The 14,601-nt window shown below is 67.2% G+C and carries 16 protein-coding genes; 10 read left to right on the top strand and 6 right to left on the bottom strand.

The features are described 5' to 3' along the window. Position 1: 1 nt before the first annotated feature. Both pspA and BACI71_RS14070 read right to left on the bottom strand, forming a co-directional pair. A complete protein-coding gene (gene pspA / locus BACI71_RS14075; RefSeq protein WP_159759636.1) occupies positions 2-664 on the bottom strand; it encodes a phage shock protein PspA in 663 nt (220 codons plus the stop codon). An 86-nt stretch (positions 665-750) separates the two neighbouring features. Next, a complete protein-coding gene (locus tag BACI71_RS14070) occupies positions 751-888 on the bottom strand; it encodes a hypothetical protein (RefSeq protein WP_201297383.1) in 138 nt (45 codons plus the stop codon). A gap of 155 nt (positions 889-1,043) precedes the next feature. Between BACI71_RS14070 and pspF the strand changes: the two genes are divergently transcribed. The 5 genes from pspF (at position 1,044) to BACI71_RS14045 (ending at position 7,144) form a co-directional block, all read left to right on the top strand. Beyond that, positions 1,044-2,093, top strand: a complete 1,050-nt coding sequence (gene pspF, locus BACI71_RS14065) for a phage shock protein operon transcriptional activator (protein ID WP_159759634.1) — start codon at positions 1,044-1,046, stop codon at positions 2,091-2,093. A 61-nt stretch (positions 2,094-2,154) separates the two neighbouring features. Continuing rightward, on the top strand, positions 2,155-2,766 hold the full coding sequence (locus tag BACI71_RS14060; protein WP_159759632.1) for a superoxide dismutase: 612 nt from the start codon (positions 2,155-2,157) through the stop codon (positions 2,764-2,766). A gap of 277 nt (positions 2,767-3,043) precedes the next feature. Further along, entirely contained in the window at positions 3,044-5,131 is a 2,088-nt protein-coding gene (locus BACI71_RS14055) for a TonB-dependent siderophore receptor (protein WP_443018510.1), read from the top strand. A gap of 265 nt (positions 5,132-5,396) precedes the next feature. Beyond that, the gene (locus BACI71_RS14050; RefSeq protein WP_159759628.1) at positions 5,397-5,819 is read left to right on the top strand and encodes a DUF2231 domain-containing protein; all 423 of its coding nucleotides are present in this window, start codon (positions 5,397-5,399) and stop codon (positions 5,817-5,819) included. Then, positions 5,816-7,144 (top strand): PQQ-dependent sugar dehydrogenase, encoded by a 1,329-nt coding sequence (locus BACI71_RS14045; protein WP_159759626.1) that lies wholly within the window; start codon positions 5,816-5,818, stop codon positions 7,142-7,144. The genes BACI71_RS14050 and BACI71_RS14045 overlap by 4 nt, the downstream gene beginning before the upstream one ends. 79 nt (positions 7,145-7,223) lie before the next feature. Here the strand turns inward: BACI71_RS14045 and BACI71_RS14040 are convergent, their stop codons facing one another. Genes BACI71_RS14040 through BACI71_RS14030 form a run of 3 tightly spaced genes read right to left on the bottom strand, consistent with a single transcriptional unit; the run spans position 7,224 to position 10,032 of the window. Continuing rightward, the gene (locus tag BACI71_RS14040) at positions 7,224-7,928 is read right to left on the bottom strand and encodes an inner membrane-spanning protein YciB (RefSeq protein WP_159759624.1); all 705 of its coding nucleotides are present in this window, start codon (positions 7,926-7,928) and stop codon (positions 7,224-7,226) included. Then, the gene (ftsY, locus tag BACI71_RS14035; protein ID WP_028966018.1) at positions 7,925-8,857 is read right to left on the bottom strand and encodes a signal recognition particle-docking protein FtsY; all 933 of its coding nucleotides are present in this window, start codon (positions 8,855-8,857) and stop codon (positions 7,925-7,927) included. Before ftsY ends, BACI71_RS14040 begins: the two co-directional genes overlap by 4 nt. Beyond that, positions 8,854-10,032, bottom strand: coding sequence for a MiaB/RimO family radical SAM methylthiotransferase (locus tag BACI71_RS14030; protein ID WP_159759622.1), 1,179 nt, complete (start codon positions 10,030-10,032; stop codon positions 8,854-8,856). The genes ftsY and BACI71_RS14030 overlap by 4 nt, the downstream gene beginning before the upstream one ends. Before the next feature lie 16 nt (positions 10,033-10,048). On the opposite strand from BACI71_RS14030, the gene BACI71_RS14025 reads away from it, so the two are divergent. The 5 genes from BACI71_RS14025 to rimM all read left to right on the top strand — a co-directional run bounded on the left by BACI71_RS14025 (position 10,049) and on the right by rimM (position 13,601). Next, entirely contained in the window at positions 10,049-10,603 is a 555-nt protein-coding gene (locus tag BACI71_RS14025) for a DUF924 family protein (RefSeq protein ID WP_236552989.1), read from the top strand. A 279-nt stretch (positions 10,604-10,882) separates the two neighbouring features. Further along, positions 10,883-12,391 carry a signal recognition particle protein gene (gene ffh / locus BACI71_RS14020; RefSeq protein WP_159759618.1) on the top strand — a complete coding sequence of 503 codons (1,509 nt, stop codon included), beginning with the start codon at positions 10,883-10,885 and terminating at the stop codon, positions 12,389-12,391. 126 nt (positions 12,392-12,517) lie between these two features. Continuing rightward, positions 12,518-12,943 (top strand): 30S ribosomal protein S16, encoded by a 426-nt coding sequence (gene rpsP, locus BACI71_RS14015; protein WP_159759616.1) that lies wholly within the window; start codon positions 12,518-12,520, stop codon positions 12,941-12,943. A gap of 57 nt (positions 12,944-13,000) precedes the next feature. After that, positions 13,001-13,138, top strand: a complete 138-nt coding sequence (locus BACI71_RS14010; protein WP_201297382.1) for a hypothetical protein — start codon at positions 13,001-13,003, stop codon at positions 13,136-13,138. Beyond that, on the top strand, positions 13,107-13,601 hold the full coding sequence (gene rimM / locus BACI71_RS14005; protein WP_159759614.1) for a ribosome maturation factor RimM: 495 nt from the start codon (positions 13,107-13,109) through the stop codon (positions 13,599-13,601). The genes BACI71_RS14010 and rimM overlap by 32 nt, the downstream gene beginning before the upstream one ends. Positions 13,602-13,688: 87 nt before the next feature. Here rimM and BACI71_RS14000 read toward each other — a convergent pair whose 3' ends face one another. Then, a complete protein-coding gene (locus BACI71_RS14000) occupies positions 13,689-14,597 on the bottom strand; it encodes an NAD(P)/FAD-dependent oxidoreductase (RefSeq protein ID WP_159759612.1) in 909 nt (302 codons plus the stop codon). Positions 14,598-14,601: the final 4 nt, after the last annotated feature.

Below are 14,601 nucleotides of genomic sequence, written 5' to 3'. Positions count from 1 at the left end.
CTCAATCCTCCTTGTTCAGGCGCTTCTTGAGCGCTTCGAGCTCGGCGTCGATCTTGTCGTTCGATCGCAACTCGTTGAATTCATCCTCCAGCGAACGGGGCGTGAGGCCCATCGCCTCGGCGCGTCCCTCCGCCTCGTCGGCGCGGCGCTCCAGGATCTCGAAGCGGCTGAATGCCTCGTGCGTCTTGGGGCCGTTCCACATCTCGCGCAGCCGCGCCTTGGTGTTGGCGCTTTCCAGCCGCGTCGCGATCGCATTCTGCTTGGCGCGTGCCTCGCGTAATTTGTTCTGAAGCTTGGCGATATCCTCTTCCGAGGAGCGCAGCGCCTCGTCGAGGCCGGTCACTTCCTCGCGGAGTTGCGCGCCCATGTCGGCGGCCTTGCGGCGTTCGATCAGCGCCGCCTTGGCGAGATCCTCACGGCTCTTGGAGAGCGCCAGCTCGGCCTTTTCGGTCCAGCTCGCCTCCAGTTCCGCCAGCTTGGCGATATGGCGGCGCATCTCCTTCTGGTCGGCGATGGTGCGGGCGGCGGAGGCGCGAACCTCGACCAGCGTGTCTTCCATCTCCGCGATGATGATGCGGACCATCTTGGCGGGATCGTCCGCACGGTCGAGCAACTCGGCCATGTTGGCGGCGACGATGTCGCGAGTGCGGGAGAAAATGCCCATTCGATACGGACTCCTTGGGTATTCGCGCCTTCTTAGCGGATTGGACGGGGTACGGGGAGGGTCTGTTCCCGCACCCCGCCCTCCGCTCACGCCGTCGCGCGGGCGGAACTGGTGGGGGTGTTCGCCAGCGCCGTCGCCGGGCCGACCGCGCCGAGCACCATCGTGGCGCTGACGAGAACGGTGAGGGCGAGGGCGGCGAGCTTGCTGGTGAAGGTGGCGGTCATGGTGAAAACTCCCTGAATGCGTAGTTGCCAGAAGCATTGCAGGAGGCGTGCCAACTCGCCTTTGTGGCGGAAATGCTGGGTTTTCTTGTACCTAGGAGCAAATTGCAAAAACTGACGGTTGCTATCGTCTGGTAATTTGCGCCAATCGTTGGTGCATGAAGCGTAGCACGCAGGTCATCGGACAATCAGGCGTCTTCCTCGACGCGCTGGAGCGCGCGAGCCGCGCCGCTGCGCTCGACCGTCCGGTGTTGGTGATCGGCGAGCGCGGCACCGGCAAGGAGCTGGTCGCCGAACGGCTCCACCATCTCAGCCCGCGCTGGGACCAGCCGCTGGTGACGATGAATTGTGCCGCGCTTCCCGAAACGCTGATCGAGGCGGAGTTGTTTGGGCACGAGGCGGGGGCGTTCACCGGCGCGTCCAAGGCGCGCGTCGGCCGGTTTGAGGAAGCCGATGGCGGGACGCTGTTCCTTGACGAGCTCGGCACGCTGTCGATGGGTGCGCAGGAGCGGTTGCTGCGCGCGGTCGAATATGGCGAGGTGACGCGGATCGGGGCGTCGCGCCCGTTGCGCGTCGACGTGCGGATCGTCGCGGCGACGAACGAGCATCTCCCGGATCGCGTCGAGGACCATACGTTTCGTGCCGATCTGCTCGACCGGCTGTGCTTCGAGGTCGTGACGCTGCCGCCGCTGCGCGCGCGCAAGAGCGATATCCCGGTGCTGGCCGACTTCTTCGGACGGCGGATGTCGTCGGAGCTGGGACGCGACGAATGGGCGGGCTTCTCGGCGGAGATCGAAGAGGCGATGCGCGACTATCGCTGGCCGGGCAACGTCCGCGAGTTGCGCAACGTGGTCGAGCGCGCGGTCTATCGCTGGGAGCGCGCGGGGCCGGTCGGGGCGATCGAGTTCGATCCGTTCGACTCGCCGTATCGACCCGCCGGCGCCAACGGGAAGCGCACCACGCCGGCCTTGACGCCCGCGCCTGCCGCACCGCCCCCGGGCGCGCAGGACGACGAGGAAGTCGCGGCGTGCGAGGTCGGGCCGTCCGACTTCAAGAGCCGCGTGGCGCTGTTCGAGCGCGAGCTGCTGACCAAATCGCTTGCCGAGCATCGCTTCAACCAGCGTGCGACCGCCGAGGCTTTGGGGCTCAGCTACGACCAGTTGCGCCACGCGTTGCGTCGCCACGATCTGATCGGAGCGGTTGCGTAACGAGTGCGAGGGAGCCATTTGGAGGCCATCGCGTTGCCGACGCGAACCTTGAGGAGGATTTATGGCTTTCGAACTGCCGCCGCTGCCCTACGCCTATGACGCGCTGGAGCCGGTCATTTCCAAAGAGACGATGACCTTCCACCACGACAAGCACCATGCGGCGTACACCAACAAGCTGAACGAGGGCGTGGCTGCCGATCCGTCGCTTGAGGGGCTGTCAATCGAGGACATTCTGGCACGCGTCTCGTCGCTGCCGCCGCTGATCCGCAACAACGGCGGCGGTTATTGGAACCACGATTTCTTCTGGAAGATCATGGGGCCGAAGGGTTCGACCCAGCCGTCGGGCAAGCTGGCCGAGGCGATCGACGCCTATGGCGGGCTCGACAAGCTCAAGGAAGATTTCAACGGAAAGGGCGCGGGGCAATTCGGTTCGGGCTGGGCGTGGGTGATCGCGGATTCGTCGGGCGCGCTGAAGGTCACCTCGACCCCCAACCAGGACAATCCGCTGATGGACGACGCCAAGGAAAAGGGCACGCCGATCCTCGGCAACGACGTATGGGAACACGCTTATTACCTGACGTACATGAATGACCGTCCCGGATATCTGAAGGCGTGGTGGGATGTGGTGAACTGGGACGAGGCCGGGCGCCGTTACGACGCCGCAGTCGGCTGAACCTCCGCATAGCGAAGACGAACGAGGCCCGGGGCGATTCCCCGGGCCTTTTTCATGGCTCGGCATCGGCGGGATCATGGTGGATGCGGCGTTAACGATCTTTTGACGCCAACACGATTAGAGTCGCACGTGTGACACCATATCATTTGCCGTGATACATTGTTGCATGCACAGGACTGACATGCATTGCCGTCGTCAGAAGGGGAAGAAGATCGTGCGTCGTTCCAAGCGCCCCGCCGCTTTGCTCGCAGGCTTGCCGATCGCACTCGCGCTGTCGATCGCGCCGACGCCGGTCGCGGCCGAGGACGATCCGTCCGCGGATCATGACGAGGTCACCGTCGAGGGCGTGCGGCAATCGTATCGTGGCAATTTCACCCTGCGCGAAATCCCGCAGGCGATCACCACGATTGATGCGGGCACATTGCAGGAGAACAATATTCTGCGCCTGACTGATGCGCTGGATCTGAACGCGTCGGTGGTGCGGCAGAACACGCTGGGCGGACTGTGGGACAGTTTCGCGGTGCGCGGGTTCGCAGGGGACGAAAATCTGCCGAGCGGCTATCTGGTCAACGGCTTCAATGCCGGCCGCGGGTTCAGCGGACAGCGTGACGTCGCAGGGATCGAGCGCGTCGAGGTTCTCAAAGGACCGGCGGCGGCGGTGCTGGGGCGAGGCGAGCCAGGCGGATCAATCAACTTGGTGACGAAGCAGGCCGAGATCGGGCGCAGTTTCGGCAGTGCGTCGCTGCAGTATCGAAGCTTCGACACGGTGCGCGCCGAGGGGGACGCTAACGTCGCGCTCACCGGCAATCTCACCGCGCGGCTGATCGGCTATGCCGAATCCGGAGACACGTTCCGTGATACGATCAGCCAGCGGCGCTGGGGGTTCCTGCCGTCGGTGGCGCTGGCGCTCGGCGACAGCACGCGGCTGATCTACGACATGGAATGGACGCGCACCGCGGTGCCGTTCGATCGCGGGATCGTCGTCCACAACGGTGATTTTCGCACCGTGCCGCGATCGCGTTTCCTGGGTGAGCCGGGCGACGGCGACACAATCGCGCGCGCCTTCGGCCACCAGCTGCGGCTCCAGCATGATTTCGGAAGCGGGTGGAGCCTGTTGCTCGGCGCCAGCCATCGCGACACGAAGCTGACCGGCGCTTCCTCCGACGCCGAGACCGCGGCCGCGCGGCAGAAGTTGTTCGTCGATGGCCGCACCCTGTCGCGGCAGCGGCGGACGCGCAGCTACGCTTCCGCGCACAGCGTATTCCGCGCCGAGCTGGCGGGCGAGTTCATGACCGGCGGGCTGAAGCATCGCGTGCTGATCGGGGGCGACATCGACTATTTCGATACCGATCAGTACTTCACGCGTTTCCGTGGCCCGGTCGTCACCGCGGCGGCGACTGACCGCCAGAGTTATGCCATCGACATCCAGAACCCGGTCTATGGCCGCTGGCCGGTGCCGACCGGGGTGCCGACCACCAACCGGCTCGACGTGCAGCGGACGCTGGGCGGGTATGTGCAGGACCAGATCAGCCTGACCGACCGGCTCGAGCTACGCATCGGCGGACGCGTCGACAGTTTCCTGCTCCGCGTCGACAATCGCTTGCTGAACACCGAGGGGCGCCGCAGCCGCGCGCGGTTCAGCCCGCAAGCGGGTGTCGTTTACCAGCTCGCGACCCCGCTGTCGCTCTATGCGGCTTATGGCGAGGGCTATCGTGCCAACATCGGCACCGATGCGCGTGGCAATGTTTTCGAACCCGAGACGAGCCAATCGATGGAGGCGGGCGTCAAGCTAACGGCGTTCGGCGGGCGGCTCAACGGAACGCTGGCGGTCTACGAACTCGACAAGGCGAACGTCCTGGCCACCGACACCATCAATCCGGGATTTTCGGTGGCGATCGGCAAGGCGCGCAGCCGCGGGGTCGAGCTGGACGTGACCGGGCAATTGCCGGGGCGCGTCGACGTGCTGCTGAGCTACGCCTACACCGACGCCGAGGCACGGTCGCGGGTGCGCGATCCCAATTTCTCGTTCCAGATCCAGCCCGGCGATCCGCTGATCAACATTCCCGACCACAATGCCAATGTGCAGCTCGCCAGGCATATGACCTTCGGCATGCGCGAGGCGCTGCTGGGCGCGGGGGTGCAATATGTCAGTGAGCGCAGCGGCGAGACCGGCACTCGCTTCACCTTGCCCGCGCATACGCTGGCACGGGTGTTCGGCGAGGTCGATCTCACCCCGGAGACGACCTTGTTCGGTTCGGTGACGAACCTGTTCGACGCGCAGTGGTATGCCAACAGCTATGCGCCAGTGTGGGTGCAGCCGGGCGCGCCGCGCACTGCGACGATCGGGGTGCGTGCGCGGCTCTGAGCGGGTAGTTCATTGAAGTTGAAGCCCCGGCCAGATCGACCTGGACACTTCGTTCGCTCGTCGCTCCGAACTTCATCCGGAGTCCTGCGTCGTGGCGATCGGAGAGACAAGCGGGATTCCGGATCAGGTCAGGGATGACGAAAGTGGCGGATGAAGGTCGGGCGGTAACAAGCCGCGTCATCCGGACGACCTGTTTCCCGGGCAACTATGCGGCCCTCAAATCATTGAGGTAACGAGCGTCCGTGTCGGGCGCGCGGAGGTCATCATGCTCGCACCCACCGCCGCGCCATGGCGCATCCATCCGCTCCACGGATTGTTGCTCGCCTTCCCGGTAGCGTTGTTCCCGGCGGCGCTGGCGGCGGACCTGACCTATCTGGGCAGCGCCGAGATGCAATGGTCGAACATGGCGGCGTGGGCGATCACCGGCGCGCTGGTGTTCGGTGCCCCGGCGCTGGTGTGGAGCGTTTGGGCGGCGCTGCGGCGGCGCGCGACATGGGCGTATCCGTTGCTGCTCGCGCTGGCGTGGGTCGCGGGGCTGGTCAACGCGTTTCAGCATAGTCAGGACGCCTGGGCTTCGGTCGGGGTCGGCGGGCTGTTGCTGTCGCTGGTGTCGACCGGTGCGGCGCTGGCGGCGGGCTGGCTGGCACTCGGCGCGCGGAGTGTCGTGGTGCGGGAGGCGGTGCGATGATCCGCGTTGCTGCCACCGTCGCTACGCTGACGCTGCTGGGCGCGTGCGGGAGCCAGCCGAGCGACGTGCGCCAGACCGGACCCAACCCGCAACTGCCCGACCAGCAACCGTCACTGATCCCGGCGATGAAGATCGCCAGGCCGACCGGTTGGGGCGAGACGCGCCCGACGGTGCCGAAAGGCTTTGCGATCACCGCGATCGCGACTGATCTGAAGGTGCCGCGGCAGATGCTGGTGCTGCCTAACGGCGACCTGCTGGTGGCCGAAGGCAAGGGCGGGCACGCGCCCAAGCTGCGGCCGAAGGACGTGATCGCCGGCTATATCAAGAGCCTTGGTACGACGAGCGTCAAAGGTGGTGACCGGATCACGCTGCTGCGCGACGCCGATGGCGACGGGCGGCCGGAGCTGCGCACGACCTTTATCGACAAGCTTGATGCACCATACGGCATGGCACTGGTCGGCAACGAGTTGTTCGTCGCGGAGCAGGGCGCGCTCAAGCGCTTCGCCTATGTGCCGGGTGCCACGAGTATCACCACCCCGGCATGGGAAGTGACCAAGCTGCCGTCGCGGATCAACCATCACTGGACCAAGTCGCTGGCGGCGAGCGCCGACGGGTCGAAGCTGTATGTCGGGATCGGGTCGAACAGCAATATTGGCGAGCGCGGGATGGAGGTCGAGCAGGACCGAGCCGTCGTATGGGAGATCGATCGCCAGACCGGCGCGCATCGTGCGATTGCGACGGGCATCCGCAACCCGACCGCGCTGGCGATCGACCCAACCACCAATGCGCTGTGGAGCGTCGTCAACGAGCGCGACGAACTCGGGCCACGGCTGGTACCCGATTATCTGACGCAGGTGCGCGACGGCGCGTTCTACGGCTGGCCGTACAGTTATTATGGACGCAACGTCGATCCGCGCGCGCATCCACAGCGCCCGGATCTGGTCGCGACCGCGGTGGCGCCGGACTATGCGCTCGGCTCGCACGTCGCGGCGCTGGGTGTGTCCTTCGCATCCGGCGGCGGCTGGGGCGGGGCGTTCAGCGAGGGTGCGTTCGTCGGCGAACATGGTAGCTGGAACCGGCAGGATCTGGCGGGCTACAAGGTGGTATGGGTGCCGTTCGCGGGTGGACGCCCGGCGGGTGAGCCACGCGATCTGGTTACCGGGTTCATCGGCGCCGACGGGAAGGCGCGCGGGCGGCCGGTCGGGGTGCTCTACGATGCGCCGCGCCGGGCGTTGTTCATCGCCGATGATCTGTCGAATACGGTCTGGCGGGTGACGCCGGCGGTGTCGACGGCGGCGGTGGGGCGTGTCCGACCGCGCGGGTAATCCGTCATTGCGAGCGCAGCGACGCGATCCAGTGCCGCATCAAAACGCCCTGGATTGCGTCGCTACGCTCGCAATGACGTTAACCCTCCGGCGGTACCGGCGGGGTGTCGTCGCCGAGCGTCAGGCCGTGGCGCATCAGCATCGGGACGTTGGCGATCGCGAACAGCATCGTCGCGGGAATGACGATCCAGACCTTGTAGATCGCCCACAGGTCCCAGCCGCGCTGCGGACCGACCGCGACCGCCGCGCCGCGCCACACCGCTTCGTTGAGAAACGCCATCACGACGAAGAACCACACCCAGTTGAGCGTCAGCCGCCGCCAGCCGCTCTCGCGGAGACCAGGATAGCTGCTGCCCATCATTTGCTGAAGCAACGGGCGTCCGGTCACGACCCCGAAGCCGAGAACTGCCGCAAGCAGCGCGTAGACGATCGTCGGCTTCATCTGGATGAAGCGCGGGTCGCGGAAATACATCGTCAGTCCGCCGAACACGATCACCAGCCCGGCCGAGATCAGCAGCATCGGCGGCACGCGCCCGAGCTTCGCCTTCGCGATCACCAGCGCGACGACGCTGGCGAGCACGAACACCGCGGTGGCGAGGATCACGCGTGCGAGCAGCAGCGCCTCGACCTGCTTGAGCGTCGAGAGCATCGGGGTGAAATGCGCGACGATTGCGCGCGCCGTCTCAGCGGGGACGAGGAAGTTGGCGGCGAAGAACAGCGCGAGCGGGCCGTAATCGACCAGGGCGCGGACGCCGCCATGGCCTTCGTTCTGCTGCGTGCTCATCGTTGCTTGCCCCCGTCGATCCCGGCGATGATCCGGCTGACCTCACGTGCGTCAAACGGCCGCAGGTCGTCCATCTGCTCGCCGACCCCGATCGCGTGTATTGGCAGGCCGTAGCGCTCGGCTGCGGCAACCAGCACGCCTCCGCGCGCGGTGCCGTCGAGCTTGGTCATTACCAGCCCGGTGACGCCCGCGACTTCCTTGAAGACCTCGATCTGGCTCAGCGCATTCTGCCCGGTAGTGGCGTCGAGCACCAGCAGCACGTCATGCGGCGCGGCGGGGTTGAGGCGGCCGAGCACGCGGCGGATTTTCGCCAGCTCGTCCATCAATTCGCGCTTGTTCTGGAGGCGGCCGGCGGTGTCGACGATCAGCACGTCGGTGCCGATCGCGGTCGCTTGCTTGACCGCGTCCCAGACGATCCCGGCGGCGTCGCCGCCCTCCGGCCCGGTGACGATCGGCACCCCGATCCGCTCCGCCCAGGTCTTGAGCTGGCCGATCGCGGCGGCGCGGAACGTGTCGCCCGCCGCCAGCATCACCGCATAATCCTGTTCGAGGAACAGATGCGCCAGCTTGGCGATCGTGGTGGTCTTGCCCGAGCCGTTGACGCCGATGACGAGGATCACCTGCGGGCGCGGGAAGGCATCAATGCCGATCGGCTTGGCGACGTCGCGCAGCACCTTCTCGACCTCCTCGGCGACGACGAGCCGGATGCCGAGTTCCTCCATGTTGCGCTCGAACGTGCCCTCGGCCAGCCGGTCGCGGACCTTCGCGGCGGTGGCGGGGCCGAGGTCGGAGGCGATCAACGCTTCCTCGACGGTGTCGAGCGTTTCCTCGTCGAGCCGCGCGCCGCCCAGCCCGGCGAGGTTGCCGACCAGCCGGTCGGAGGTGCGGCGGAAACCGCCCAGCAGCTTGTCGTGCCAGCTCGTGCTCATGCGATGCTTCCGGTCAGATGGTCGGGGGCGGCGGCGGTGATCGTCACCGCGACGATGCCGCCGATGGGAGAAGGGGTGGGCAGGCGCACCGCGGTGAAATCGGGCGCGTGGCCGCGATCGCCGGGCTTTTCGACCAGCACCGGCTGGACGGTGCCGACCTGCGCGGCGAGGCGGCGGGCGAGCCGGGCGGCAGCGGCGGCGCGCAGCCGCGCGGCACGGTCGCGCGCGACGGCGGGCGCGACCTGCGGCATCCGTGCCGCCGGGGTGCCGCTGCGGGGCGAATAGGGGAAGACGTGCGCGTGGGTAATATCGGCTTCGTCGATCAGCGCGAGCGTGTTGGCGAACATCGCGTCATCCTCGGTCGGGAAGCCGGCGATCAGGTCGGCGCCGATCGCGACGTCGCGCGCCGCCCTGAGCCGCTCGACCAGCCGCAGCACGTCGCCGCGCGTATGGCGGCGGCGCATCCGCTTGAGGATCATGTCATCGCCGGCCTGCACGGAGAGGTGAACGTGCGGCATCACGCGCGGCTCCTGCGTGAGCAGCGCGAGCAGATGGTCGTCGATCGCGGCGGGGTCTAGCGAGGAGAGGCGCAGGCGTTCGAGCGTCGGCACCTCGGCGAGCAGGCGCTCGACCAGGGCACCCAGCCGCGCGCCGCGATCGTCGTAGCTGGCGAGATCGACCCCGCTCAGCACCACCTCGCGCTGCCCACCCTCGACCAGCGCGGCGATCTGCGGGATTACCGCCGCGATCGGCTCGGCGCGGTTGCGGCCGCGGCCCTGCGGGATCGCGCAGAAGGTGCAGTGATGATCGCAGCCGTTCTGCACCCCGACGAAGGCGCGGGTCTGCGGGATCGGGCGCGGCGCGTTCGGGCGCGCGCCCCAGGTGGCGGGGAGCAGCTTCGAGGCATTGCCGATCACGCGGTCGACCTCGGGCATCGCCGCGAAGCCGTCGCGGTCCATCTCGGAGGCGCAGCCGGTGACGATCAGTTCCGCGTCGGGGCGGGCGCGGCGCAGCCGGCGGATCGCGGCGCGCGTGTCCTTGACCGCTTGATGCGTGACCCCGCAGCCGTTCACCACCACCTGCCCGCGACCCGCCATCTGGCGGATCGCCGCGCTTTCGGCGATGTTGAGGCGGCAGCCGAGCGTCACGACCTCTGGCTGGGGGGAGAAGGACATGGCGGGCGATCTAGTTATGACGAGGGATGAAGTCGACTCCGGCGCGCAGGATGTGCGCGACTTCTGGTTCGGGCTGACCTCCCAGCAGCAGTTCGCGAAGGACGATGCGCTGGATGCGGCGATCCGGGAGCGGTTTGGGGCTCTGCGTGAACGGGTGCTGGCGAGTGATGCCGCGGGGTGGCGCGATGATCCGCAGACGCTGCTGGCGATCGTCATCGTGCTCGACCAGTTTTCGCGCAACCTGTTTCGGGGGAAGGCGGAGGCGTTCGCAGCCGATCCGCTGGCGCGTGAGCTGACGGAGCTGGCGATTGCGCGCGGGTGGGATGCGGAATTGTCTAAGGAGGAGCGGGTGTTCCTCTACATGCCGCTGATGCATGCGGAGGATGCGGAAGGGCAGGCGACGAGCGTCGCGGCGTTCGAGGCGCTGGGCATCGAGGAGAATGCGAAGTTCGCGCGCGACCATGCGGAGGTGTTTGCGCGGTTCGGGCGGTTTCCGTCGCGCAATGCGGCGCTGGGGCGCGAGACGACCGAGGCGGAACGGGCGTATCTGGCGGCGGGTGGGGGTTGGTAGATAACTATCCGTCATTCCCGCGCAGGCGGGAATCCAGACGCGCAGGTCTTTGCAAGAGTCACAAACGTCAGAGGTTCTGGATCCCCGCCTTCGCGGGGATGACGGGAAGGGGCGGGGAGCAAGACCCGAACAAACTTGCCTCGCCCATCGCTTTCGGCTAACTGCCCATCCAAGTTCCGTTGAGGAACGCAAGGATCAAGCGCTCCTGTGGCGCACGCTGGCCGGCGAGGTTTCGCCCGCCGGCGTATTTTGCGTTTTCGGCGGGTGGAAGGAGTTTCGATGTTCGATAGCCTTAGCGATCGTCTTGGCGGCGTCTTCGACCGGCTGCGGGGGCGTGGTGCGCTCACCGAAGCCGACGTGCGTCAGGCGATGCGCGAGGTGCGCGTCGCGCTGCTCGAGGCGGACGTGGCGCTGCCCGTCGCGCGGCAGTTCGTCGACGAGGTCACCGAGGAAGCGATCGGGCAGAACGTGCTCCGCTCGGTCACGCCGGGGCAGCAGGTCGTCAAGATCGTCAACGACGCGCTCGTGCGGATGCTGGGCGGCGATGATCCCGAGGGCGCCGAGCTGAACCTGAACGTCACGCCGCCCGCGATCGTGATGATGGTCGGGCTGCAAGGCTCGGGCAAGACCACCACCACCGCCAAGATCGCCAAACGGCTGTCGACCGGATCGATGACCGGGCGCACTGCCAAGAAGGTGCTGATGGCGTCGCTCGACGTCAATCGCCCGGCGGCGCAGGAGCAATTGGCGACGCTCGGCACGCAGGTCGAGGTCGCGACGCTGCCGATCATCGCCGGGCAGCAACCGGTCGAGATCGCACGCCGCGCGGTGCAGGCCGCGAAGCTGCAGGGCTTCGACGTGCTGATGCTCGACACGGCGGGTCGCCTGCACGTCGATCAGGCGCTGATGGACGAGATGAAGGCGGTAGCCGACGTGGCGCAACCGCAGGAAATCCTGCTGGTCGTCGACTCGCTGACCGGTCAGGACGCGGTCAACGTCGCGACCAACTTCTCCGAGCAGGTGCCGCTGACCGGCGTCGTGCTGACCCGCATGGACGGCGATGCGCGTGGCGGCGCGGCGCTGTCGATGCGCGCCGTCACCGGCAAGCCGATCAAGTTCGCGGGCGTCGGCGAGAAGCTCGACGCGCTGGAGGCGTTCCACCCGAGCCGCGTCGCCGGGCGCATCCTGGGGATGGGCGACGTGGTCTCGCTGGTCGAGCGCGCCGCGGAGTCGATCCAGCAGGAAGACGCCGAGCGGATGGCGAACCGGCTCGCCAAGGGCCAGTTCGACATGAACGACCTGCGCAGCCAGCTCGCGCAGATGAAGCGCATGGGCGGGCTTGGTGCGCTGGCGGGGATGCTGCCGGGGATGAAGAAGGCGCAGGCCGCGATGGATGCGACGCCGGGCAGCGACAAGATGCTGGTGCATCTCGATGCGATGATCGGTTCGATGACCGTCAAGGAGCGCGCCAAGCCCGAGCTGATCAACGCCAAGCGCAAGATCCGCATCGCCAAGGGTTCCGGCACCACGGTGCAGGAGGTCAACAAGCTCCTTAAAATGCATCAGGAGATGTCGACCGCCATGAAGAAGATCAAGAAGATGGGCGGCCTGAAGGGCATGATGGCGATGCTCGGCAAGGGCGGGCTCGGCGGGCTCGGCAATGCCATCGGTGGCGCCGACATGGGCGACATGATGGGCAAGCTGGGCGGGCCGGGCGGTGGTCCGGGGCTTCCCGGTCTGCCCGGCAACATTCCGGGTGGCCCCGGCGGGTTCAAGTTCAAGAGATAGCGATCGTCGCCCTTGCGGAGGCAGGGGCTTGAGGTCTCTCCCTGACGAGGGGCGCCGGTCGTTGAAACCGAAACAGGTCCCTGCCTCCGCAGGGCCGACGAAACGAAGAAGCAAGGAAGTTACCAGATGGCACTCAGCATTCGCCTGTCGCGTGGCGGCTCGAAGAAGCGTCCGTATTACCGCATCGTCGTTGCCGACGCACGCAGCCCGCGTGACGGCAAGTTCATCGAGAAGCTCGGCAACTACAATCCGCTGCTCGCCAAGGACGACGAGAAGCGCATCGTGCTCGACGGTGAGCGCGCCAAGCACTGGCTGGCGATGGGCGCACAGCCGACCGACCGCGTGGCCCGCTTCCTCGATGCGGCCGGCGTGAAGGAGCGCACCGTGCGCAGCAACCCGAAGAAGGCCGAGCCGGGCGAGAAGGCCAAGGAGCGCGCCGAGGAGCGTGCCGAGAAGCAGAAGGCAGCCGAGGAAGCCGCCGCCGAGAAGGCGAACGCACCTGCGGCTGAGGCAGAAGCGCCTGCGGCCGAGGCCGAAGCGACCGCCGAATAAGCATCCGATCGCGGCCGTCGTGCGTTGCTCCCGTTCACTCGAACAGGAGAGCGCATGATGACCGCCGATCCCGATCCGCGCACCGCACCCGAGGACCATGAAGACGCGACCAACCAAGGCGTCTCCGCCAACGACCCCGCCGAAGGGCGCGACGACGCCCCCGATGGCGACGGCGACTCGCCCGACAGCGAGTGAGGTGCCGCCCGGCGCGATCGTGCTGGCCGCGGTAACGGGCGCGCATGGTGTCGCAGGCGAGGTGCGGCTCAAGGTCTTCGCCGATGATCTGGCGGCGCACCGCTCGTTCAACGACGGGGCGCTGAATCTGGTGAAGCTGCGTGACGGCACGATCGCGCGCTTCGCCGAGGTCGCGGATCGCACCGCGGCGGAGGCGTTGCGCGGGACGGTGCTGACCGTGCCGCGCGACGCTCTGCCGCCGCTGGACGATGGCGAATATTATCGAGCCGATCTCCTCGGGCTTGCTGCGATTTCCACGACCGGCGAGAAACTGGGCGTGGTCGCGGCGGTCGAGAATTTCGGTGCCGGCGACGTGGTCGAAGTCCGACGCATGAGCGGCAAGACCTTCATGGTGCCGATTTCGGCGGTGCCGGAATGGAATAGCGAACGGCTGGTGATCGAGGCCGATTTCGTAGAGCCATAGACATCGTCACTGCGAGCGTAGCGAAGCAATCCAGAGCCAGACGCTAGCCGCCCTGGATTGCTTCGCTACGCTCGCAATGGCGGGAACTTACCGCCGCAGCGGACGTCGCTCCGCCAGCAGGTTGCGGATCGCCGTCGCCGCCACGCCGGCTTCGCCCATCGCATGGCTGATCTGGTCCAGCCCCTTCACGACATCACCGGCCGCGAACAGGCCGGGCACGCTGGTGCGCTGATGGTCGTCGACCTCAAGGCAGCCTTCGTCACTGGCGCGCGCGCCGGCCTCGACCGCCAGCCGGGAACGGATGCGCGAGCCGAGTGCGGGATAGACGCTGTCGAACGCCAGCCGCCCGCGTGCCGTGTCGAACGCGAGATGATTGCCCTCGATCGCATAGCCGCCGCATGGCCCCTCGACCCGGACGATCCCGGCGTCATCGAGCGCCTGCGCACACGCGGGGTCGAGCGCATGTTCGGCCTCGGGTGAGACGAGGGTCACGTCGCGGGTGAAGCCGCGCAGGAATAACGCCTCGCGCATGCCGTGATCGCCGGTGCCGATGACGGCGACGCGCCGGTCGGTGACTTCGTATCCGTCGCACACCGGACAATAGCGAAACAGCCCGCGCGCCAGCGCCGGATCATGCACCTCGGGCAGCAGGTGCGCCGGCCGATGGTTTACGACTCCCGTGGCGAGCAGCACGGTGCGGGCGCGGTGCGTGCCATGATCCGTGCGGACGATGAAGTCGGCGCCATCGCGGGCGAGGCCGGTGACTTTGACCTGCTCGCGCAGCGCGCCATATTTCTCGGCTTGTGCCTGCATCAGCGCGAGCAGGTCCTTGCCGGCGATCCCGTCCGGGTAACCGGCATGATTGTGCGTGCACGGGATCATCGCCGCGCGGCTCGATCCGCTGTCGAACAGGCGGATGTCGAGATGGTAGCGTGCCAGATAGATGGCGGCGGTCAGCCCGGCCGGCCCGGCGCCGATGATGATGCAATCGTCCACGAAC

This window comes from Sphingomonas sp. 8AM (genome assembly GCF_902506455.1).
Classification (GTDB): domain Bacteria; phylum Pseudomonadota; class Alphaproteobacteria; order Sphingomonadales; family Sphingomonadaceae; genus Sphingomonas.
This window is presented reverse-complemented; position numbering and strand designations above follow the sequence as displayed.